Source organism: Hymenobacter sp. CRA2, assembly GCF_002007105.1.
Taxonomy (GTDB): Bacteria; Bacteroidota; Bacteroidia; order Cytophagales; family Hymenobacteraceae; genus Solirubrum.
On record NZ_MVBC01000003.1, the window covers coordinates 82,858 to 103,859 of the forward strand.

The 21,002-nt window shown below is 66.1% G+C and carries 17 protein-coding genes; 7 read left to right on the plus strand and 10 right to left on the minus strand.

All coding sequences use genetic code 11. The features are described 5' to 3' along the window. Positions 1 to 79: 79 nt before the first annotated feature. From B0919_RS06725 to B0919_RS25155, 7 genes are all read right to left on the minus strand, one after another. Positions 80 to 988, minus strand: a complete 909-nt coding sequence (locus B0919_RS06725; RefSeq protein ID WP_176132898.1) for an AraC family transcriptional regulator — start codon at positions 986 to 988, stop codon at positions 80 to 82. A 160-nt stretch (positions 989 to 1,148) separates the two neighbouring features. Continuing rightward, positions 1,149 to 2,933, minus strand: coding sequence for a glycoside hydrolase family 10 protein (locus tag B0919_RS06730; RefSeq protein ID WP_254846504.1), 1,785 nt, complete (start codon positions 2,931 to 2,933; stop codon positions 1,149 to 1,151). 249 nt (positions 2,934 to 3,182) lie between these two features. After that, positions 3,183 to 3,824 carry a M15 family metallopeptidase gene (locus B0919_RS06735; protein WP_176132900.1) on the minus strand — a complete coding sequence of 214 codons (642 nt, stop codon included), beginning with the start codon at positions 3,822 to 3,824 and terminating at the stop codon, positions 3,183 to 3,185. 5 nt (positions 3,825 to 3,829) lie between these two features. After that, positions 3,830 to 5,125 carry a serine hydrolase gene (locus tag B0919_RS06740; RefSeq protein WP_078011469.1) on the minus strand — a complete coding sequence of 432 codons (1,296 nt, stop codon included), beginning with the start codon at positions 5,123 to 5,125 and terminating at the stop codon, positions 3,830 to 3,832. A 62-nt stretch (positions 5,126 to 5,187) separates the two neighbouring features. Then, positions 5,188 to 5,625, minus strand: coding sequence for a hypothetical protein (locus tag B0919_RS06745; protein ID WP_078011470.1), 438 nt, complete (start codon positions 5,623 to 5,625; stop codon positions 5,188 to 5,190). A 23-nt stretch (positions 5,626 to 5,648) separates the two neighbouring features. Next, entirely contained in the window at positions 5,649 to 5,861 is a 213-nt protein-coding gene (locus B0919_RS06750; RefSeq protein ID WP_078011471.1) for a hypothetical protein, read from the minus strand. 104 nt (positions 5,862 to 5,965) lie between these two features. After that, complete coding sequence (locus tag B0919_RS25155; RefSeq protein WP_078011472.1) at positions 5,966 to 6,325, minus strand: hypothetical protein; 360 nt, start codon at positions 6,323 to 6,325, stop codon at positions 5,966 to 5,968. A gap of 127 nt (positions 6,326 to 6,452) precedes the next feature. Here B0919_RS25155 and B0919_RS06760 point away from each other — a divergent pair, with 127 nt between their 5' ends. The 3 genes from B0919_RS06760 to B0919_RS25160 all read left to right on the plus strand — a co-directional run bounded on the left by B0919_RS06760 (position 6,453) and on the right by B0919_RS25160 (position 9,610). Continuing rightward, complete coding sequence (locus B0919_RS06760; protein ID WP_139361961.1) at positions 6,453 to 7,232, plus strand: rhomboid family intramembrane serine protease; 780 nt, start codon at positions 6,453 to 6,455, stop codon at positions 7,230 to 7,232. 123 nt (positions 7,233 to 7,355) lie between these two features. After that, the gene (locus tag B0919_RS06765) at positions 7,356 to 8,261 is read left to right on the plus strand and encodes a T9SS type A sorting domain-containing protein (RefSeq protein ID WP_176132902.1); all 906 of its coding nucleotides are present in this window, start codon (positions 7,356 to 7,358) and stop codon (positions 8,259 to 8,261) included. Positions 8,262 to 8,356: 95 nt separating this feature from the next. After that, the gene (locus B0919_RS25160; RefSeq protein WP_176132904.1) at positions 8,357 to 9,610 is read left to right on the plus strand and encodes an esterase/lipase family protein; all 1,254 of its coding nucleotides are present in this window, start codon (positions 8,357 to 8,359) and stop codon (positions 9,608 to 9,610) included. A 119-nt stretch (positions 9,611 to 9,729) separates the two neighbouring features. Here the strand turns inward: B0919_RS25160 and B0919_RS06775 are convergent, their stop codons facing one another. Beyond that, a complete protein-coding gene (locus B0919_RS06775) occupies positions 9,730 to 12,183 on the minus strand; it encodes a TIM-barrel domain-containing protein (protein ID WP_254846505.1) in 2,454 nt (817 codons plus the stop codon). A gap of 166 nt (positions 12,184 to 12,349) precedes the next feature. Between B0919_RS06775 and B0919_RS06780 the strand changes: the two genes are divergently transcribed. Then, positions 12,350 to 13,450 carry a glycosyltransferase gene (locus B0919_RS06780; RefSeq protein ID WP_139361962.1) on the plus strand — a complete coding sequence of 367 codons (1,101 nt, stop codon included), beginning with the start codon at positions 12,350 to 12,352 and terminating at the stop codon, positions 13,448 to 13,450. 13 nt (positions 13,451 to 13,463) lie between these two features. After that, positions 13,464 to 13,952 carry a DUF1905 domain-containing protein gene (locus tag B0919_RS06785; protein WP_078011477.1) on the plus strand — a complete coding sequence of 163 codons (489 nt, stop codon included), beginning with the start codon at positions 13,464 to 13,466 and terminating at the stop codon, positions 13,950 to 13,952. 254 nt (positions 13,953 to 14,206) lie between these two features. Here B0919_RS06785 and B0919_RS06790 read toward each other — a convergent pair whose 3' ends face one another. Beyond that, a complete protein-coding gene (locus tag B0919_RS06790) occupies positions 14,207 to 16,276 on the minus strand; it encodes an alpha amylase C-terminal domain-containing protein (RefSeq protein ID WP_078011478.1) in 2,070 nt (689 codons plus the stop codon). 197 nt (positions 16,277 to 16,473) lie between these two features. Then, entirely contained in the window at positions 16,474 to 18,576 is a 2,103-nt protein-coding gene (locus tag B0919_RS06795; RefSeq protein ID WP_078011479.1) for an OmpA family protein, read from the minus strand. A 125-nt stretch (positions 18,577 to 18,701) separates the two neighbouring features. Here B0919_RS06795 and ggt point away from each other — a divergent pair, with 125 nt between their 5' ends. Further along, positions 18,702 to 20,453, plus strand: coding sequence for a gamma-glutamyltransferase (gene ggt, locus B0919_RS06800; RefSeq protein ID WP_078011480.1), 1,752 nt, complete (start codon positions 18,702 to 18,704; stop codon positions 20,451 to 20,453). Positions 20,454 to 20,549: 96 nt separating this feature from the next. Next, positions 20,550 to 21,002, plus strand: coding sequence for a hypothetical protein (locus B0919_RS06805; protein WP_078011481.1), 453 nt, complete (start codon positions 20,550 to 20,552; stop codon positions 21,000 to 21,002).

Below are 21,002 nucleotides of genomic sequence, written 5' to 3' on the forward strand. Positions count from 1 at the left end.
AGCAAAGGAAGCGCAGCCAATCAGGCTTAAATAACCTGATTTAGCCCAAAAACAGTCGCATTCAACAATGCCGCGGCACTTAACGGCCCTGCGTGGCTTGGTACTTTTTGGGCGTCAGCTGGAAGTGCTTGGCAAAGAGCCGGGCGAAGTGGCTCAGGTTGGTAAAGCCCAGCTGGTAGCCCACTTCCGCCACCGATTGGGACGGCAACCGCCGCCGCGCTTCCTCCATGCGGGCGGCCTGGAAGTAGTCGTACGGACTCATCCCGAATACCTGCCGGAACAGCTGCCGCATCCTGGTTTCGCTCAGGCCCGCAGCCAGCGCCAGCGCGGGCAGGCTCGGCGGCTCACTCAGCGAGGCCAAGAGCTCCGTGCGCACCCGAAAAATCTTTTCCACGTCGGCCGGGTGCAGGTGCCGGGCGGGAGCAGCGGCGCGGCCGGCCAGTTCCCGCAGCAGGCAGTACAGGAGCTCCTGCGCCTTGATGCGGTAGAAAAACGCATCGAGTGGGTGCGCCGGCCGCGGCTCGGTTACCTGCAGCAGCACCTGCTGAATGGCGGGCGTTATCAGGGTATCGAGTACCAGCGGGTGCGCGGCAGTGAGCAAGGGAGTCAGGGCGCTATCTGTACCCTGGAGCCAGCTGTTCAGCAGCGGTTTCTCGATGGCCAGGGCCACCATGAAAATTTCCGTGTGCGCGGGCAGCACGGTGGCAAAGCCGATGTTGGTGGAGGCTATCTGCGCCGTGGACAGGTGCAGCGCACCGCCAGGGGCCGGGCCGAAGGCTTGAAACGACACCAGCAGGGTTTCGGGCTGGGCATAGTCGGGCTGGCGCTGCACGGTGAACTGCTGCGCCAGCGTATAGCGGTGGATGCCCAGCATCAGGCCCGGGTCGGGCGCCAGCAGCCTGATAAAGCCGTGGCCTATGCTGTCCGGCAAGTGCCGCACGCCATCCACTAAGAGCCCTCCCCCAGCTTCAGCTAGGTCAGACAGCATTCGGAGGCCGGTGGCAGCGGGCGCAGCGAGGGTACCCATATGAGCAAATTGCAAAACACGAAGCTAAAAAGAACGTCCTGCGGAGTCCCGTCGAACCGAAGGTCGGCGTAGCTCCGCAGGACGTTCTTTTGCCCCAACGCAAAGGTCAGCGCAACGGTAGTTACCGCCCGAACAACCGCTCGAAGAATCCTTTCTTGCGTTTGGTTTTGACCTTAATGATGTTGTTGCCAGGCGTCGAAATGGTTTTCGTCACGCCGGGCTTGTCCTTGATAATGATGGGCGGGCCCGAAGCTACCGCCGGCGCAGCTGCAGAATCGGCGGGAGCCGTGGGCTCCGGCTCGGCCTGTGCCAGCACGGGGCCGGCCACCGAGCCGATGGTCGTCACGCGCGAGGGGCCGCTTTCGTTGTGCAGGCGGTCCAGGGCCGTCACGAAGTAGGCGTACTCCGTGCCGAAGCGGGCGGTGGTGTCCACAAAAGCCTGGCTGCGGCGATGCATGCCGGGCAGCACGGCGAGGATGTGGCGCGGGTCGTCGGGGCTGGGCTGCTCGCCGCGGGCGAAGCGGTAGACGACGTAGGCCGAGGCGGAGTCGCCGTCGGCAGCGGCGGGGCCGGGGCGCCACGTGAGCGTAACGGGGCCGCCGGCGCGCAGCAGCGTGAGGCCCTGCACGCTGCGGGGCGGCACGGCGTCTTTCCACGGCATGGTGGGCAGCAGCGCCGGGTAGCGAAACAGGTTCTGGCGCAGCGAGTCGGTGGTTTTGAGCGGATTGCTTACCACCGATTTGGCCGAGAAAAATACGCTGCCGCTGATGTCGGTGGGGTACGAGCGGTTCAGGCGCACCTGCCGCGGCAACTCGCGCGGGCTGCGCCACGTCGTGTCGGACTTGGTGCTTTCCAGCATGCGGTAGGCCCCCTGCCCGATGTAGAGGTGCCGGTCGAAGCGGTTGCGGCTCCACCATTCCAGCAGGGTGGCATAGGAGGCGGCGCGGAAGTTGGTGCTCCAGTACAGTTGCGGCAGCACGTAATCCACCCAGCCCTGGCGCAGCCACTCGCGGGCGTCGGCGTAGAGGCCGGTGTGACCCTGAAAGGCGCGGGTGTCGGAGCCGTCGGGGTGCTCATTGCTGTTCATCCACACGCCGAAGGGCGAAATGCCGAACTTCACCCAGTGTTTTTCGTCCTCGATGGCGTCGTGCACCTGCTCCACCAACTCGTTCACGTTCTGGCGGCGCCAGTCGGCCAGGCTCAGCCCGTCCTCGTTGTACTTGGCAAAGGCCACTTCGTCGCGGATGACCTGCTTGGGCTCGGGGTACGGGTAGAAGTAGTCGTCGAAGTGCACCCCGTCCACGTCGTAGCGGCGCACCACGTCCACGATGACCTCGGTGATGTAGTTGCGCACTTCGGGCAGGCCGGGGTTGTAGAGCAGCTTGCCGGAGTAGCGCATAAACCACTCGGGGTGCTGCCGGAACGGGTGGTTGGGTGCCAGCCGGGCCGTGGTGGTGTCGGTGCTGGCGCGGTAGGGGTTAAACCAGGCGTGAAACTCCATGCCGCGCTTGTGGGCCTCGTCGATGAGGAAAGGCAGCGGGTCCCAGCCCGGGTCTTTGCCCTGACGGCCGCTCAGAAACTTGCTCCACGGCTCCATAGAGCTGCGGTAGAAGGCATCCGAAGCCGGGCGCACCTGCACGAATACCGCGTTGATGCCGGCTTGCTGCTCGGCGTCGAGCAGCTTGAGGTACTCGCGGCGCTGCTGCTCGGGCGTCAGGTCGCGGCGCGAGGGCCAGTCGATGTTCTCGACGGTGGCAATCCAGACGCCGCGCAGCTCGCGCTTGGGCGGCGCCGACGGGATGGGCACCGTGATGACGGGACTCTTAAACGGCTTGACCGCCGGGGACACCGCGGCCGGCTGGGCCGAAACTGAACTACAGGCAAACAGCGCCGCAAGGGCGCTCAAAAGCAAACGACAACGCATCAACAAGACTCCGTGGGCCACGACCGGCCCCGGCCCGAGCTAGCCGGCGGCGCGTCGCCCGGTGCAAATTACGGAGTTCGGCCGCTACGGCGCCTGCCTTTTCAGTGGATTGTCGCGGCGCAAAGCGGTAGTGCGGTGCCAAAGGGCAGTACTTACTACCACTATTGGCGCCTGCTTGCCGAGGCGCTTAGCTTGCTATCTGCCGGACGCGGACTGCAGTCCGCGCTACAGCTACCGCCGCAGCGCCGCGAAGGGCAAATCCATCAACGGGTACTGCTCCCAGCCACGGTGGTCGAAGTGCCACCACTCGGCCGGGTAGTTCACGAAGCCGTGGCGCTGCAGGGCCGCGTGCAGCATGGCGCGGTTGCGCCTGGCCTCGGCCGGCAGCTGCTGGTAATCGGAGTGGGCGGCGGGCGTCATGGCGTCGAAGGCGGTGGGCATGGGCACGTCGCGGCCAGTGCGCAGGTCCACCAGCCCCACGTCGACGGAGCAGCCGCGGTTGTGCTTGGAGCCGCGCGTGGGCGGGGCGGCGTAGGTGGCATCGGGCATGGCCTCAAACAGGCGCACGGTGGCCGCGTACGGGCGGTAGGCGTCGTAAATCTTCAAAGCGTAGCCCTGCGCGGCTAAGTCCTGCTGCACGCGGCGCAGGTCTTCGGCCACCGGGCGCCGCAGAAAGGCCGCCGCTTCCGGATAGATGACCTGGCCTACCAGGTTGTCGGCGGTGGCATAGCGGATATCGAGCTTGAGGCCGGGAATGACCTTGGTTAGGTCAACCAGTTCCTGCTGCGGGTCGCGCTGCACTTGGCGGCGGTACTCGGCCACGCTGGTGACGCGGGCGGGGCCCTGCGGCGGGGCGGCGGGCGGTTGTGGCATAATTATCATGGCGTGGCGCGTTCGTGTGAGGCCGACCAGTACGCCCGCACCTGCGTGCGGCGCCGCTCATCGGTGCGCGTCAGATCGTACTGATACACCAGCTGCCCGAGCCGACGCAGGAAGGGAAAACCTACGGCGTCGTAGTCGTAGTGGTCGTCGTTGAGCACTTCGTCGGCGTTGCAGTACACCACGGCCGAGAGCATGAATTCCACCCCGCGCAGCGAATCCACGATGCAGGCGTTGTCGATGAGAAAGCCGTAGGCCTGCCCGATTTTGTTGTAGATGCGCACGCCCTCGGGCAGCGGTGCCGGCGGGCCGCCGGCCAGCAAAAATTTGGCGTAGTTGTCGGGATACTCTTTTGCGTCGTAGTGCGGGTACTGACTCAGGCGCGGCGGCAGGCTCAGGTATTTGCGCAGAAAGGCATAGTCGTCGTGCGCCAGCCCGAAACGCTGCCGCGCCGGTACGAACTCCGGAAACAGCAGCGCCCGCAGCACCTGCTGCTGCTCAGCGAGCGGGAAGAAGTTCTTGGTGCTGAAGTCCATGGGCTCGTTCACTCGCTGCACGCCGGCCATATACGCCTTGCCGATGCGGTAGTTCTTGGCTGCCAGCCGCGGCAGGGGCTGCGCGTTGTATTCGGCCGCCTGATGCACTTCGCCGGTGGCGCCGCCCATGCTCGGCAGAAACACAAACGGGTTGGTGTGCCGCGAACCGGGTTCTTTGTCCCCGACCGACAGCCGGTGAATAATGCGCGTGCGCGGCAACCCGTACGCATTCAGGGAAGCCAGCGGCGCCTGCCCCACGTACTCGTACAGCCGATTGAAGGCATCGTTGTCGCTGACCAATAACACCTTGCGAATGTAGTTGCCGACGGTGGGCCGGTGGGCCGGCGCGGTGCTGTCCACCGCTACGCCCGTTTGCCCGGTAAAAGCCGAGTCGATGCGCAACGGGGTTTCGCGGTTTATCAGGGGCACGCCGCGGTTCATGGTGGCCGTGCTACCATACTGCGCACGCAGCTTTTCCAGCGCCAGCGCCGCCGCGGGCAGCTTCACGGTGCTGGCTGGGTAGAAGTACTCCGTGGGCTTCAGTCGGTAGGCGTACGATTTGAACGAGGGCCGCCCCTGCTCGTCGCGCCGAATCTGGGTATAGAGGATCTGCACCCGGTGCGCGGCCGGATCGGCCAGCACCCGGCGTACCACGGCGGCCGTGTCGTGAAGCAGCAGTTGCGGGAGCGGGTTGCGGCGCTGAGCCCATGCCGCCGGCGCGCATCCTAGTAGCAGCAGAAACGCAAAAAACCGGTTCATCAGGCCGGAAGATACTTCCTGGCGCCGATGAACCGGTTGCTGCAATAGGCTAAACCGGCCGCTTACTTCGCGTCGCGGTTGTTGGAATCGTCGATGGTGCCGCCGTCGTTGGCGGAGCTGCGCGAGAGGCTGCCGTTGGCGTAGTAATCCGACTCGCCTTTGGGCTGGCTCTGGTTCTGCTTTTTCTCCGAATCCTGGCCCCCGCCCTGGTTGCGGTTGTCGTCGGGCACGCGGGCACCGGCGTGGCTGCTGCCCTTGGCGTTCTGGCCGCTGGCGGCGGGCTGATTCCGGTTGTCGGAATCGTTGCCGTGGTTGCCGCCGTGCTGGCCGGTGGTGCTGCGGCTGGCTTCGGAGCTGCTGGCTCCGCCGGGGCTGGCGTTGCCGATGTGCTTCTGCTCGCTGCGGTTCACGTTGCCGTCGGGGCTGGTCTTATCGATGGGCGCTTGACCGGGTGCTACCTGCCGGTTGGCATTCGGGTCGTTGCTCTTGGAAGTGCTCATGGTGCGGAAGCTTAGCGGTTGGCTTAGTCGGTAGTGTTGTCGTTGCGGCGCAGGTGCTTGGCCTCGTCGCGCACCTGCGAGCCGGCGCTGGCCTGGCCCTGCTCCTTGTCCTGCTGCTGGGTGTCGTCCTGCGCGTCTTTCTTTAGCGGAAACTGGTTCTGGCCGCTGTTGGCTACGCCTACTTTGTCGGCGCCGCTGCTCTCCTGATTGGTCGAATTTCCTTGTCCTTTGTTCATAGCGGTGAGTGGTGTGGGTGGGTAAAGCGGCAAAGTCAAATTGTGAGGTGGTGAAGAGTGAAATGGTGGATTGGGGTTCTGTCACTTCACTATTCACCTTCGAATTAAAGTCCGGGAACCTGCCCTGGCTGGCCCGCCGATGTACCGGTGCCCGCCGAGGCGGTGCTGCCGCCTACTTCGCCTTCGCCGGCGTTGCCGGGCGCGTCGTAGTGGGTGCTGCGGCTTACGTTGTGGCCTTTGGTCGCGTTGCCGCCCACGTTGCCGCCGCTGCCGGAGTTGTCATCAGCGTTTTCGCCGGTGAGCACGCCCATCCGGTCGCCCATGCCGAAGCGGCCCTGCGGGTCGCGCTCCTGCTCGGGCGAGGGTTGCCCGGAAGCGGTGGCTTCGGCCTCGTACTGGCGGCCGGCTTCGCGGGCGTTCATTTCCTGGTTGAAGGGTTCTTGCTGAACCGGGTCTTGTTCCATGAGGTCGTCTTGGTTGAGGAGGTGGGTTGCTCTGGCTATACGGCAGGCTGCCGAGGCGGTTCCCGGTCGAGCTTGCCAACTTGGCCGATGCCAACCGCTTGGCAGGCTTGTAGCGGAGGCCATTGGCATGGAACCCAGCTCGCCCCTGGCCGACGCCTTCGCCCGCAAAACCGACGCGGAGCTGCTCTACCTGACGCAGCACCCGCACACGTTTGCGCCCGCTTTAGTGGAAGCCGCCTGGGCCGAGCTGCGCCGCCGCGGGCAAATACCTGCACCGCCCGAACCAGATCAGGCCGCTTCCCGCCCCGCCCCCACCCCGGGTATAGGGAGCGTAGCCGTTACGCTCGGCCTCGCCGGCCTGAACCTGTTCGTGTTCCTGCTCATGGTAGCCAGCGGCGTCGATGCCCTGCACCCCGCCGGCCGCGACCTGATAGCCTGGGGCTCCAACTTCTCACCGCTGACGCTGCACGGGCAGTGGTGGCGCCTGCTCACGGCCTGCGCACTGCACGGCGGGCTGGCGCACCTGCTGCTGAATACCTACGCGCTGCTCGTCATCGGGGCCTTGCTGGAGCCACTGGTGGGCCGTGGACGGCTGCTGGTTAGCTACGTGCTCAGCGGGCTGGGCGGCAGCCTGGCCAGCCTGTGGTGGCACACGGGTGGCGTCAACAGCGTGGGGGCTTCGGGGGCTATTTTCGGGCTGTTCGGAGCCATGCTTACGCTTACGGCCACCAATGCCGCCCGCCTGAGCCGCCCGGCCCGGGCCGCGCTGTTTGTGCACACTCTCTACATCGTGGGGGCCAATTTTGCCGGCGGCGTGGGCACCGGCATCGACCATGCCGCGCACGTGGGCGGCTTACTGGCCGGGGCCCTGCTGGCGTGGCCGCTGCTGCGCCGGGTGGCGCGCTAACCGGGGGCATCACCCATTTATGCTATTGCAGCGCAGGATGCTGCCATGATATTTTTGCACCATGCGCAACCACACGCTCGGTTCTGCACTATATATCTGGCACTTAAACCCAAACCCCGCGCTATGAAACGCATTCTACTTTCCCTGCTGCTGGCCGCCGCAGGCACCGCCGCCTTCGCCCAGGCACTACCGCCCGTTACCAACGGCGGCTTCGAAACCTGGAACGGCAACGTGCCAACGGGCTGGACGACTACCGACCAACTGTATCTTGAACTCCTTGGGTTTCCGACCTCCACGGTGACGCAAAGCACCGCCGATAAGCGCAGCGGTACGGCCGCCGCCAAGCTGCAGAACTTAGTCATTGGCCCCGCCTCGCTGCCGTCGTTGCTGATCCTGGGCAATGCCCTCGACCTAGCCACGGATCAAAATTATCCTGGGGGCATGGCCTACACCGCCCGCCCCGCAGCCTTCCAGTTCTGGTACAAGTTTCAGGGCACGCCGGCCGATACGGTGCAGATGGTGGCCGTGCTGACCCGCGGCGGGGGCACTGCCCGGCAGGAAATCGGCGGCGGCGCCCAAGTGCTGCTTCCCAGCACCAGCACTAGCTACCGGCTCGGCCAACTGCCCATGGGGTACGCCGCCAACACACTCGCGCCGGATTCGCTGTTTGTCCTGATAGCTACCAACGGCGGCTCGGCCGGCGCCTCCTTCATCATCGACGATATCGTGCCCACCAACACCGTGACGGCGGCCCAGGAGCCGATGCTCGCCGGCGCCCTGCTGGCCTACCCCAACCCCAGCACCGACGGCCAGTTTAAGGTGCGGGCCGAGCGTGACCATGACATTGTGGCCGGCACGCTCACCGTCACCGACGCCACCGGCCGCACGGTGCTGCGCCAGCCAGCCGTGGCAGCGGCCACGGTAGCCAACGGGCGGCCCGTAGACCTGCGCGGGCAGCGAGCCGGCATGTACGTGCTGCGGCTGGAGTCGGAGCGCGGCGCGGTGGTGCGGCGCCTCATGGTGAATTAATCCTGCCTGACCTTGTGCAAGCGGCCGACCCGGACAGCCCGGGTCGGCCGTTTTGCGTTTACCTTGCGCGGCGTTATTCCCCGCCTCGTTTGCGCATGGCCAATCCCCTCTCCCCCACTCCGCCCGACGACGCAACCGGTCCTTCCCAGCCGCGTTGGCGGCGGGCCTTTGGGGCGGTGCGCAAGGCGGCCAAGGCTCCGCTGGCCGGGCTGGAGGCGCTGCTCCAAACCGGGCGCAGCTACCGCCATTTCCTGCTGCCGGCCCTCAACGGTGCCATCGGCGACCAGTTGGCGGCGCGCGGCGACCAGCGGGCCATCCGCCTCAGCTTCCGCCGCCACGATCAGGACGTGGCGGCCATCGACCTAAACCTGACCGATGGCCCCCGCCCCACCGTGGTTTTTCTGCACGGGCTGATGGGCGACGAGCACATCTGGCAAACCGGCCCGGCGGGCCTGCTGCGCTACGGCCCGCGGCTGGCCGAAGACACCGACGTGCGTTGCCTGTACGTGCGCTACAACACCGGCCGCCACATCAGCGAAAACGGCGGCGACCTGCACCGCCTACTTACCCAGCTGATAACGGCCTGGCCCGATGCCATCACCGACCTGGTGCTGGTGGGCCACTCCATGGGCGGGCTGGTGATTCGCTCGGCGGGGTATTATGCGAATGAAGAAGGAAGAATGAAGGAGGAGGAATTGGGAGTTGACGCGGCCCTAGCCTATGCCGAGGGCTCAAGACAGGATAGATACACCGAGGAAGAAATAGGAGTTGACGCGGCACCGGCCGGCGCTGCGCCGGCTGCCGCTCCAGAGAAATCAGCGCCTGAATCCAGCGCTGCATTCCGCGACTCCGCGGCACCGTGGCTGCCTTACCTGCGGCAGGTGTTTTTGCTGGGCGTGCCGAACGAGGGCTCCTTTCTGGAGCAGAACAGCTTTCTGACGGTGCTGGCCCTGCGCCGCTTCGACCTGCGCCTGGCGCACCTGCTGGCTGATACCATCGACCGGCGCAGCAACGGCATCCGCGACCTGCGCCACGCCCGCCTCGTGGACGAAGACTGGCAGAACCCGCACGCCGACGACCTGCTGCCGCCGCGCACGCCCGTGCCGCCGCTGCCCGGCGTGCAGTACCACGTGCTGGCGGCCTCGCTGCTGAAAAACGCCGAATCAGTGCTGTCGCAGTACTTCGGCGACGGGTTGGTGGGCGGCGGCTCGGCCACGGGCAGCGTGTTTCGGCGCAGCACCCAGGTGCACGTGCGCGTGTTTCCGCGCCAGCACCACGGCACCCTGCTCGCCGACACCGACGTGTACGCGTATCTGCGGACGCGCATTCTAGAGCCGTATCAGCCGTGAACTAGCCTATTGAGAAGCACGCCTGGGCTGGCTGTGTAAAGCAATTACTGGCTGCGCCGCTGTAAAGAAAAAGCCCCCGCTGCCTTTCGGCGGCGGGGGCTTCGTGCATCAGCAAAGGCTTACTTCAGCAGCAGTTCCGCGAAATCAGCCGGCACTACCAGCTGCGGCAGTTCCTGCCCGCCGGTACCGCAGTACGCTGGCTTCACCTCCACCGCCTGGCCATCGACGGTGGCCGTGAGGATTTCCGTGGTCAGGGGCCAACCGTGCAGCACCACGCGGTAGGTGCTCCAGCTAGGTGCCCAGTCGCCTTCCGTCTGCTGCTGCACGCGCAGGCTCATGGCCGTGCCGCTTACGGCGTAGCGGCGCACGGTGGCCTGCCCCTGCTGGTAGCCGTAGCCTTCGCCGCCGTCGTCGTAGAGGGTGCTGGTCAGCTCACCGTTTTTGTAGTACACGTGCAGGGTCAGCTCCGTTACGGGGTGCTCGTCGGTGTACTGCATCACGGGGCGGGCCGGAATGACAGCGCCGGCGCGTACGTAGACCGGGATGCGGTCCAGCCCGGCGGGGGCCCATACTTCCACGCCGCCGTCGCGCAACTCGTCGGTCCACCAGTAGTACCACTGACCCTTGGGCAGGTACATCCAGCGGCCGTCGGCGCCGGCCTGCGTGATGGGGCACACCAGCAGGTTGTCGCCCACCCCGAACTCGGCCATGCGCTGGTAGGTGTCGATGTCGCTCTGATCGAGGAAGGCCAGGGGGCGCAGCACGGGCGTGCCGTGCTGCACGTACTGCCAGAAGGCCGTGTAGAGGTAAGGCAGCAGCTGGTAGCGCAGCTCAATAAAGTGCCGGGCCAGGTCGGTGTACTCCTCTCCAAAAGACCAGGGCTCCTGGTCGCCGTGGTCGCCCGAGCTGTGGGTGCGGAAGAACGGGTGGAAGGCTGCCAGCGCCACCCAGCGCACGTACAGCTCACCGTCGGGGGTGTTGATGAAGCCGCCCACATCGGAGCCGATGAAGGAGAAGCCCGAGATGCTCAGGCGCTGGCACTGGATGTTGGCCAGCCACAGGTGCTCCCAGGAGGCAATGTTGTCGCCTGTCCAGCCTGAGGAGTAGCGTTGCCCACCCGAATACGTGCTGCGCGTGATGGTAAAGGGCCGGTTCGGGTACGAGAAGCGCTTCACGCCCTCGTTGGTGGCGCGGGCCATCTGCATGCCGTACACGTTGTGAGCCTTTTTGTGCGAGCAGGGGTTGCCGTCGTAGTCGAAGCGCACGTCGTCGGGGAAGGTACCCTTCTCGAACACGGCCGGCTCGTTCATGTCGTTCCACACCCCGCGTACGCCTACCTCCTGGATCAGGCCCTTGAACAGGCCCGCCCACCACTCGCGCACCGTGGGGCGGGTGAAATCGGGAAAGTGGCAGAGGCCGGGCCACACCGAGCCCTTCATCAGCGGGCCGTCGGCGCGGCGGCAGAAGTAGTCCTGCTCGAAGCCTTCCTGCCACACCGGGTACTGCGGGTCGATTTTGATGCCCGGATCGATAATGACGATGGTTTTGAAGCCGTCCTCGGCCAGCTCGCGCACCATTTTCTCGGGCTCGGGGAAGTGCTCCGGGCTCCAGGTGAAGCAGCGGTAGCCGTCCATGTAGTCGATGTCGAGGTAGAGCGCGTCGCAGGGGATGCGGCGCTTGCGAAACTCGGCCCCGATGCCGCGAAACAGCTTTTCGGGGTAGTAGCTCCACTTGCACTGGTGGTAGCCCAGGGCCCAGAGCGGGGGCAGCTCGGGCGTACCCGTCAGGCACTTGGTGTATTCCTGCGTGACTTCCAGCAGCGTGGGGCCGTAGATGAAGTAGAAGTTCATCTCCCCGCCGTGGGCCCAGAACGAGGTGACGTCGGCGCGCTCGGCGGCGAAGTCGAAGTAGCTTTTAAACGAGTTGTCGAAGAACAGACCGTAGGCTTGCTTCTGGTGCAGGGCCAGGAAGAAGGGAATGTTCTTGTAGAGCGGGTCCGAGCCTTTTTCGTAGCCGTAGGTGTCGCTGCCCCAGTTGCAGAAGCGCTGCCCGCGCAGGTTCATGTTGGCGGGCTTGTCGCCGAGGCCGTAGTAGTGCACGCCGGGCTGCACCTGCTGGCTCATCTTGACGATGTCGTTGCCGGATTCCCAGTCGTACTCCCAGTGGAAGCCCTTTTCGTACTCCATGAGCACGATGCCGGAGCGGTTCAGCAGGCGCACGTGCATGCCCTCCTTGCCCACGATGCAGATCAGGCGGCCGGTGGTGAGGCGGTAGTGGTCGTCTTTTTCGACGAATTCCAGCAGCGAAGCTTCCTGCCGGGGCGGCGTGCCCTGCTCGAAGGCGTAGCTGAAATCGGGGGCGAAATGGCCGTCGGTGCTGTAGCGGAAGCGCAGCACCTTGTCGCTGATGACCTGCACGAGCAGCACCACCCCGTTGGCGGCCGTAAAGCGGAAATCGGCCTTACCCGGCACGACCTCGGCGCGGATGACCTGGCCCGGAAAGAATTCCTGGCGGCCCTTCTGGGCCAGGTCGTTAATCATGTAATTATTATCCTGAATCGTCGACTCGTTCATGAGTTCAGGGGGAGCATAAGCACGAAGTGAAAAAAGCCTTCCGACGGGCCAAGCTCAGCAGAAGGAAGCCGCAAAATACGGATGTTTCTGGTGGTTTCCGCGGGCGAGGCTTGTTTGCCGGCCCGGCTGGCTGTAGGTTCGTGGCCTACGTACGCTTACTATGCCGATGCCCGCCGCCCCCTCCTCCGTGTTGCTGCTCAGCTGGGACGCCTCGTCCGCCGCGCTGCCCGTGGCGCGGGCCCTGCCGCCGGCCACCACGGCGCAGGTCTGGGCGGCCCAGCCGCTGCCGTCCGCGGCCCTGCCCGCCGCGGCCGCCGTGCGGGAGCTGCTGGCCGAAAGCGCGCTGCCCCCGGCGCCGGAACTGCTACTGACCCGGGCAGCACCCGCCTTTCCGTACGTGGGCCGCGGCGAAGGAGCTGACTTACCGTCACACCCCGGCTTTGGCGTACCAGCTGCCCCCTATATAGGAAGCAGCGAGCCGGCTACGGACGCCGCCGGAACACCGCCTGCTGCCACTGCCACCGCAGCAGCTTTGGCCCAGGGATTTGCCGTGCCCGCGGCGCCGTATTTAGGCGCTACGCCAGCCCTGGAGCCACCCAATCAAGCCGCCGCTCAGCAGCCCATGGCGGAGCCCGGTTCGGCCGAGGCCGCCGAGCTAAGCAGTGAGCAACCAAGCTTAAGCGCCACCGGGCAGCCCACGGCGCCGGCGGCCGATACCGAACCATTGGCCGAGGCGGCTGGTGTAGCGGAGGCCGCGCCGGACCTGCTACCCGAGGCAACTGCCGAAGCAGCCCCGCTGACTGCTAGCGCACCGCACCAACCTGAGACGCAGCCCTCCTCTGCTTCATCCGCCGCAGCGGTAGCCGCGGCGGCTGCCGAGGCCGCTGAACTCAACGCCCGCATCATTCGCTACGCCCGCCACGCGGCTCGCTTGGCGCACGAAGCCCAATTTGAGGTCATCTTTGCACCCGATTGGCCCGCGTGGCTGGCCGGCCTGGAGCTGCGGCAACTCACGCGCCGCCCGCTCGTGGTGCAAGTCACGGAGCTGGCCGCCGACCGGCCCTTGCTAGCCGAGCAGGGCTGGGCGGAGGCCCTGGAGCGGCTGACGTTGCCGCACGCCGACCGCATCCTGGTGCCCGACGAGGCCACGGCGGCGCGCATTCAACTGCTTTACCGCGTTCCAGCCGTGCGCCTGCATATCCTGCCGCCCGGCACCGCGCCCGACCTCACGGCCGCGCTGGTGCTCGACGCCCATTTTTTCGCTTAACGCTTACCCTTGCATGTCTTCTTTCCCCGCTTTCACCCCCGAACACTCCTTTGACGCCGAGCTGGAGCTCGAAAGCGAAAATGGCGGCGTATTCGTCATCATTCCCTTCGATGTGCAGCAGGCCTACGGCACCCGCGGCCAGGTGAAAGTGCTCGTCACCTTCGACGGCTTCCCCTACCGCGGTTCCCTCACCCCCATGGGCGACGGGCAGCACCTGCTAGGCGTGCCCAAGCAGATTCGCGGCGCCATCGGCAAAACCTGGGGCAACAGGGTGGCCGTAGCGCTGGCCCGCGACACCGAGCCGCGCGTGGCGGAAGTATCCGAAGATTTTGGCCGCGCCCTGACCAACGCCGGTCTGCGCCAGCGCTTTGAGGACATGGCCTACACGCACCAGAAGGAGTACACCCGCTGGATTGAAGCAGCCAAGAACACGGAAACCCGCTTTGAGCGCATCAGCAAAGCCGTGGAGATGATCAAAGCCGGCCGCAAGCGCAGCAGCTAGCCAGCTTGCGGTATCACCCCGCTGTCATTGCGAGCAGAGCGAACCGGAGGTCGACGTAGTCAAGCAATCCTTCCTCTAGTAGCACCGCCGACGCAATACCTGCTAACCGAAAACAGCACCGCCCGAAACCAGTCGTTCATACGACGGTTTCGGGCGGTGCTCATTTTGAGGTCTGCTCGTTGATCAGGACCGATTGACGCCGCTTGATGCGCGGAATGTCGTGTCTCCTCGCAATGACAGCTAGTGTAGCCGTTTTACTTCACCTTTTGCAGCACCTGGGCGGTGCGGCTGGGCAGGTACAGGCTCAGGAAGGGCGTGTTGTTTTCGTCGGGCAGGGTGAAGTGCTTCACGTCCTGCGTGATGCGGCCGTAGCCGCCGAAATTCACCGCGTCGGAATCCAGCACCGGGACGTAGCTACCGGCGGCACCGGCGAAGAAGCGGTAGTCGGTCAGGCTGCGCTCGGGGTGGAAGTTGAAGACGAACACCAGCCCGCAGCGCTCAAAGGCCAGCACTTTGTTATCCTCGTCAAGGTGCAGCAGCTGGGTAGTGCCGGTGAGAAAGCGCGTGCGGCGCTCCAGCGCTATCATGGCCCGGTCGAAGAGCAGCCAGCTGTGGAAGTACAGGTCGTGGTTGTCGGCCAAGGACCACTGCCGGCGGGCGAAGTGGTGGCTCCAGTTGTTGCCCTCACGCGGGAAATCGACCCACTCGGGGTGACCGAATTCGTTGCCGATAAAGTTCATGTAGGCTTCGCCGCCGGCGCCCAGGGTGACGAGCCGGATGAGCTTGTGCAGGGCCAGGGCGCGCGAAGTAATCAGGTCCGGCTCGCCCTGCAGGCGCGACATGCTGGAGTAGATCCGCTCGTCGAGCAGCCAGTGCGCGAGGGTTTTGTCGCCCACCAGCGCCTGGTCATGGCTTTCGGCGTAGGCCACGGTTTTCTCGCCCGCGCGGCGGTTGGTGAGCTGGTGCCAGAGGCCACCCATGCTCCAGTCATCGTCGCGTTGGTGCTTCAGGGTCTTGATCCAGTAGTCGGGCAGGCCCATGCCGAGGCGGTAGCCAAAGCCCAGGCCGCCCTCGGCCACGGGCCGCGCCAAACCGGGCATGCCGCTCATGTCTTCGCCGATGAGCAGGGCCGATTTCTTGCACTCGCGCACCAGCGCGGTGGCCAGCTGCAGGTACAGGATGGCGTCTTCATCGGCTTCGGGGCCGAAGTACTGCGCGTAGTCGGTGAAGGCCGTGCCCTCGCCGTGGTGGTGGTAGAGCATCGACGTGACGCCGTCGAAGCGGAAGCCGTCGAAGTGGAATTCTTCGAGCCAGTAGCGCAGGTTGCTCAGCAGAAACTGCTGCACCTCGGGCCGGCCGTAGTCGAACAGCAAGGAGTCCCAGCCGGGGTGGCGGCCCCGCTCGCCCTGGTGAAAGTACAGGTTGTCAGAACCGTCGAGGTTGCCCAGGCCCTCGGCTTCGTTCTTGACGCTGTGCGAGTGTACCACGTCCATCACCACGGCCAGGCCGCGGCGGTGCGCTTCGTTGATGAGGTATTTCAGGTCCTCGGGCGGGCCGAAACGGGCTGAAGGCGCGAAGAAATTGGCCACGTGGTAGCCGAACGAGCCGTAGTACGGGTGTTCGGCCACGGCCATGAGCTGCACCACGTTGTAGCCATCCTGCTGAATGCGGGGCAGAATGTGGTCGGCAAACTCGCGCCAGGAGCCCACGCGGCCTTCTTCCAGGGCCATGCCCACGTGCGCCTCGTAGATGAGCGGCTCCTTGACGGCGTTGTGCACCCGAAACTGCTGATCCGTCCACTGAAACGGCTGCTCGGGGCGCCAGATCTGGGCGCTGAAGTCCTTGGTGTGCTCGTCCTGCACCACGCGGCGCACGGTGGCCGGCAGCCGGTCGCGCTGGCCGTTGGCGGCGTGCACGTGGATTTTGTAGCGCGAGCCGGGCGTCAGATTGGGGAAGGTCTGCTCGGAGAGAAACACTTCCCACACGCCGTCGGCGCCGCGCGTAAGCGGAGTGTAGGCCCGGTCCCATTGGTTGAAGTCGCCCACCGCAAACAGGGCGTGGGCGGCGGGGGCCCACTCGCGCAGCCAATAGCCGCGGCGGCGGGCGTCGTAGTGCAGGCCGAGGTGCTGGTGGCGACAGGCGTATTTGGTCAGGGAACCGGCCTGGGCCACAATTTCGGCCTTGCGGGCCTCGAACCGAGCGAGGCGGCGCCGGATAACGTCGGCGTAGGGCGCCAGCCACGGGTCTTGCTGAATCAGCGGCAGTTGCGGCTCGGAAGCGTCGGACGCGGAGGTAGTCAGGGTATCGGCAGCTGCGGTTTCCATTGGCACGGGAGGCGTTTGGTTTCAGGCAAATGTAACCCGCCGCGCCATCGTATGGCACGCCTCCGCTACGCCACGCCCACGGGCTGCGGCCGTGCAATCGATTGAACGGCCAACAGACGGGGTTTCGGTAGCCCATCAATTTTCAGCACATCCTGATGCCGGTTACGCCCGCAGCCAAACCAGCACCCGCTGCGGGGCTATTCCAGCACCACCAGTTCCACCCGGCGGTTCTTGCGGCGGTTGTACTCGTTGTCGTTCGGCGCCACGGGCTTGCTGCCGCCGTAGCCGACGGTCTGCAGCCGCTCGGCCCCGATGCCCTGCCCCACCAGGTACTGCTGTAGGTGCTGCACGCGTTCCTCCGAGAGCTTCACGTTCAGCTTCGGGTCGCCTTGGTTGTCGGTGTGGCCTTCCAGACGAATTTTCAGCTCCGGATTGTCCTTGAGCACCTGTACCAGCCGGTCCAGCTCAGGCTTGGAGGTCGGCAGAATGTCGGCTTTGCTTTGTTGAAAAAACAGGTTGTTCAGGGCCAGGCGCTGCTCCGCGGCCAAGGGCGTCAGCAGGATGTCGCGGGCCACTTCGCCGTACTGTGTGTTGCCGGTCAGGTCCAGGGCGTCGGTGGCGGGCAGGTAGCCGGGGGCGGTGACTTTCAGGGTGTAGCTGGCGCCGCCGGCCAGGGTCAGTTGAAACTTGCCACCCGCGGCCGCGGTGGCCTGCCCGGCGGGCGTGTTTTTGGGCAGCAGCTCGGCGCGCACCTCGGCCGCGGCCGTCAGCGGCTGGTTGGTGCGGGCGTCCACGGCGCGGCCGCGCAGCAGCACGGTGGCCTTGGGGCGCAGCGCGGGCGGCAGGGCCACGCGCACCAGGTCGTAGTCGCCCTGCTCGTTGGTGCCCACGAGGAAGGCGTAGTCGCCGGCGGCCGTCACGGAAAAGTAGCCGTCGTCCTGCAGGGTGTTGATGCCGGGGCCGAGGTTCATTGGTTCGCTCCACTTGGTCCACGTCTCGTCGAGGCGGGTGGTCACGAAAATATCGTCGCCGCCGAAGCCGGCGTGGCCGCTGGAGGCAAAGTAGAGCGTCTTGCCATCGGGGGCTAGAAAGGGGGCGTAATCGTCGCCGGGCGTGTTGATGGTCGGGCCGAGCAGCTTGGGCTCGGTCCAGTCGCCGCGCGGGGTGAGGTGACTTACGTACAGGTCGCACTTCTGCGGGTGCGTAGGCGCGTCGAGGGCCAGCAGCATCACGCTACCGCTGGCGCCCAGGAAGTAGTCGGCCCGCTTGGCGGTGGGTGGCAGGGCCCGAAAGCGCACCGGCTCGGGCACGCCCCACTGGCCGTCGGGCCGGCGGCGGGCCAGGGAGGCGCCGCGCTCGGGGCGGGTGCTGCCGTCGGGCTGATACAGGTTCATCAGCAGGGCCGTGTTACCATCGGGCGTGATGCTCTCCACGGCGTTATTACCGTCGTTGTTGAGCGGACGCCCCACCGACTGCACGTCCGCGTAGCGGCCGTCGGGCTGGCGTTGGGCCACGAAGATGTCGAGGTTCTGCCCGGCGGCCTGGCCCACGTCGCGGGCGAAGTACAGCTGCCGGCCGTCGGGGCTGACGCGCGGATTGGTTTCGCGCACGCGGGGCTCGTTGATAGCCGCGCCGAGGGCGGTGCGCTCCAGGCTCAGGGGTACATCGGGGGCAAGGCGGATGCGGGCCGTGTGCCAGGCGCGCAGGCGGTCGAGGCGCAGGTCGGCTTCACGGCTGGCGTAGGGGCCTATTTCGGGGCCGAAGCTGCGGGCCGACGCTTGCTTCCATACCTCGGTGCCATCAATGAAGTAGCGCGCCTCGCCGTTGTGCATGGTCACGCGCAGGGCGTGGGGCTTGCCGGCGGCTGCGCCGGGCACGGCCGCCACCGGGTGCAGCTCCTCCCACTTGCCCTTCTGCCAGCGGCCAATGACGTACTGCCGCCCGTCGTTTTCGAGGGCGAAGACGTTGCCGTTGTCGTCGTCGGCGGCACCCCAGTACAGGCCGCCGCGGCCGGCGCCGGCTTGCTGCACGGTGGCTTCGAGAGCGTAGTCGGCGGCACTGTTGAGTGGCAGCGCCTGGTGCGTAAGGCTCACGCCCTGGCGGTTGCGCAGGTGGTAGGTACCGGCCTCCAGGGCGAAGGTGCCGGTGGCGTCGGTGCCGGTGCGCCAGCCTTGGCGGTTGTCGTCGAAGGTGTCGTCGAGCAGCAGGTTGGGCGGTAGCGCCTGGGCCACGCTACGCGCAGCCGGTAGCAGGGCCAGCCCGGGCAGACAACACAACAGCAGACGGTAACGGTGGCGCATAACGGCGTAAGCTCTGATAGGGAATAAGAAGTAAAGATCTGCGGAAGCCCGAACACTTAATTCTTCTTTCCTCACTCTTCATTCCTCATTTACTCCAAAAACACCAACTCTCGTACTTTAGCTGCATGCTCCACCGCTCCGTGCTTACCCTGGGCCTGGCTTCCGTGCTGGCCTTTACTTCCGCCTGCCACCGCGGCTCCGCGCCCGCCGCTTCTACCAGCGCCACCGCCTCCCCTGCCCCTACGGCCGCCGCGCCCGTCACGGCCCGGCAGGCAATGGTAGTATCGGCGCACCCCGAGGCTACGCGCATTGGCGTGGAAATCCTGCGCCAGGGCGGCAACGCCTACGATGCGGCCGTTGCGGTGCAGTTTGCGCTGGCCGTGACGCTGCCCGCTGCCGGCAACATCGGCGGGGGCGGCTTCGTGGTATACCGCGGGGCCGATGGCAGCGTGGGGGCACTGGACTTTCGCGAAAAAGCTCCGCTGGCCGCCTCGCGCGACATGTACCTGGACAAGCAGGGCAACGTGGTGCCCAGCCTGAGCACCGACGGGCATCTGGCCGCCGGCGTGCCCGGCACCGTGGCCGGCATGGTGGCCCTGCACCACCAGCTGGGCAAGCTATCCTGGGCGCAGCTGGTGGCGCCGGCCGCCGAGCTGGCGGCCCGGGGCGTGACGCTCAGCGCCAAGGAGGCAGCCGGCCTGAACGGCACCCGCGCCGAATTTATCAGGCTTAATCAGCACGTGCCGGTGTACGCCTACCCGGAAGGCCGCTCCTGGCAGGCCGGCGACGTTATCAAGTACCCGGAGCTGGCCACGGTGCTCAGCCGCATCCGCGACCAAGGTCGGGCCGGCTTCTACCAGGGCGAAACCGCTCGGTTGCTGCTGGTCGAAATGCAGCGCGGCCGTGGCATCATCAGCCAGCAAGACCTCGACCAGTACCAGCCGGCCTGGCGCACGCCGCTGCGTGGGCGCTACCGCCAGTACGAGGTCATCAGCATGCCGCCGCCTTCCTCCGGCGGCGTAGCGCTACTGCAGCTGCTGCAGATGCTGGAGCCCTACAACTTAGGCAAGCTCGGCTGGCATTCGGCCGAGGCCGTCCACCTCATTACCGAAGCCGAGCGGCGCGTGTACGCCGACCGCGCTACCTACCTGGGCGACCCGGACTTTGGCCGGGTACCCGTTGGCCAGCTGCTGATGCCCAATTACCTGAAGCAGCGCATGAGCGGCGTCACGCCCGAAAGCCCGGCCACTCCCTCGGCCCAGGTAACGGCCGGCGCGGGGCTACCGGGCTACGAATCGGACCAAACGACGCACTACAGCATCGTGGATGCCGCGGGCAACGCGGTGAGCTGCACCACTACGCTTAATGGTGCCTACGGCTCCAAAGTGGTGGTGGCCGGCGCGGGCTTCCTGCTCAATAACGAGATGGACGACTTCTCGGCCAAGCCCGGCGTGCCCAACTCCTACGGCGTGACCGGCGGCACGGCCAATGCCATTCAGCCCGGCAAACGCATGCTTTCGTCGATGACGCCAAGCATCGTGACGGAAAAGGGCAAAGTGCGGCTGGTGGTGGGCACGCCCGGCGGCAGCACCATCATTACCTCCGTGCTGCAGGCCACGCTGAATGTGCTCGACTACGGCTTCGACCCGCAGCAGGCCGTGGCCGCCCCGCGCCTGCACCACCAGTGGCTGCCCGACCAAATCGACGCGGAAGTCGGTGCCCTCACGCCCGCCGCCGAGGCCGAGCTGACGCGCCGCGGCTACAAGCTGAATCCGCGGGGGCGTTGGGGCCGGCTCGACATCATCGAGCGGCAGCCCGACGGCACCCTGCGCGGCGGCGCCGACCCGCGCGGCGACGACACGGCGGCGGGGTATTGACCTGGCCCGGCGCCGTGTCGGCGGCAGGTTCTGCTTCGGCCCGTGCCTGCTGCTTACTTTGTTGCGTTCTGTCTCATTCTTCAGGCCCCAGCTTGCGTGCAGCAATTCTTCGACGACATCGTGCGGGCCTTTGTGGCCACGGGCCGGGCCACGGGCCGGGCCACGGGGCTTACGTACCCGGAGCTAAATATCCTGGTGTATTGCCTGCTGGCACCGCTGAGCTGGCTTTTGCTGGTGGCGCTGCGCCGGCCGCCGCTGTGGTGGCTGCCGCTGGGCCTGCTCCTGCTCACGGCCGGGCTGCTGACGGAGCGCCAGCGCCTCACGGGCCTCAGCCGCTGGTTCTACGATTACAACATCCGGTTCCTGGAGCTGGCAGGCCGCTACACCGGGCTCGGTTACGTGGCAGTGTCCTTGGTGACGGGCGTGCTGGTGCCCGCCGTAGCCCTGCTGTTGCTGGCGGTGGCACCGCGGCGCTGGGTATTGCCGTTGGCGGGAACATACGTGGCGCTGTTGCTGGCGTATTTCGTATCAGGCTGGATGCTTATCTGA

Bases quoted from the DNA above. Each gene is read 5' to 3' on its own strand.
- B0919_RS06725 (WP_176132898.1), bottom strand. From the start codon at position 988: ATGCTGTCTGACCTAGCTGAAGCTGGGGGAGGGCTCTTAGTGGATGGC.
- B0919_RS06735 (WP_176132900.1), bottom strand. From the start codon at position 3,824: ATGCCACAACCGCCCGCCGCCCCGCCGCAGGGCCCCGCCCGCGTCACC.
- B0919_RS06740 (WP_078011469.1), bottom strand. From the start codon at position 5,125: ATGAACCGGTTTTTTGCGTTTCTGCTGCTACTAGGATGCGCGCCGGCG.
- B0919_RS06745 (WP_078011470.1), bottom strand. From the start codon at position 5,625: ATGAGCACTTCCAAGAGCAACGACCCGAATGCCAACCGGCAGGTAGCA.
- B0919_RS06750 (WP_078011471.1), bottom strand. From the start codon at position 5,861: ATGAACAAAGGACAAGGAAATTCGACCAATCAGGAGAGCAGCGGCGCC.
- B0919_RS25155 (WP_078011472.1), bottom strand. From the start codon at position 6,325: ATGGAACAAGACCCGGTTCAGCAAGAACCCTTCAACCAGGAAATGAAC.
- B0919_RS06760 (WP_139361961.1), top strand. From the start codon at position 6,453: ATGGAACCCAGCTCGCCCCTGGCCGACGCCTTCGCCCGCAAAACCGAC.
- B0919_RS06765 (WP_176132902.1), top strand. From the start codon at position 7,356: ATGAAACGCATTCTACTTTCCCTGCTGCTGGCCGCCGCAGGCACCGCC.
- B0919_RS25160 (WP_176132904.1), top strand. From the start codon at position 8,357: ATGGCCAATCCCCTCTCCCCCACTCCGCCCGACGACGCAACCGGTCCT.
- B0919_RS06775 (WP_254846505.1), bottom strand. From the start codon at position 12,183: ATGAACGAGTCGACGATTCAGGATAATAATTACATGATTAACGACCTG.
- B0919_RS06780 (WP_139361962.1), top strand. From the start codon at position 12,350: ATGCCCGCCGCCCCCTCCTCCGTGTTGCTGCTCAGCTGGGACGCCTCG.
- B0919_RS06785 (WP_078011477.1), top strand. From the start codon at position 13,464: ATGTCTTCTTTCCCCGCTTTCACCCCCGAACACTCCTTTGACGCCGAG.
- B0919_RS06790 (WP_078011478.1), bottom strand. From the start codon at position 16,276: ATGGAAACCGCAGCTGCCGATACCCTGACTACCTCCGCGTCCGACGCT.
- B0919_RS06795 (WP_078011479.1), bottom strand. From the start codon at position 18,576: ATGCGCCACCGTTACCGTCTGCTGTTGTGTTGTCTGCCCGGGCTGGCC.
- ggt (WP_078011480.1), top strand. From the start codon at position 18,702: ATGCTCCACCGCTCCGTGCTTACCCTGGGCCTGGCTTCCGTGCTGGCC.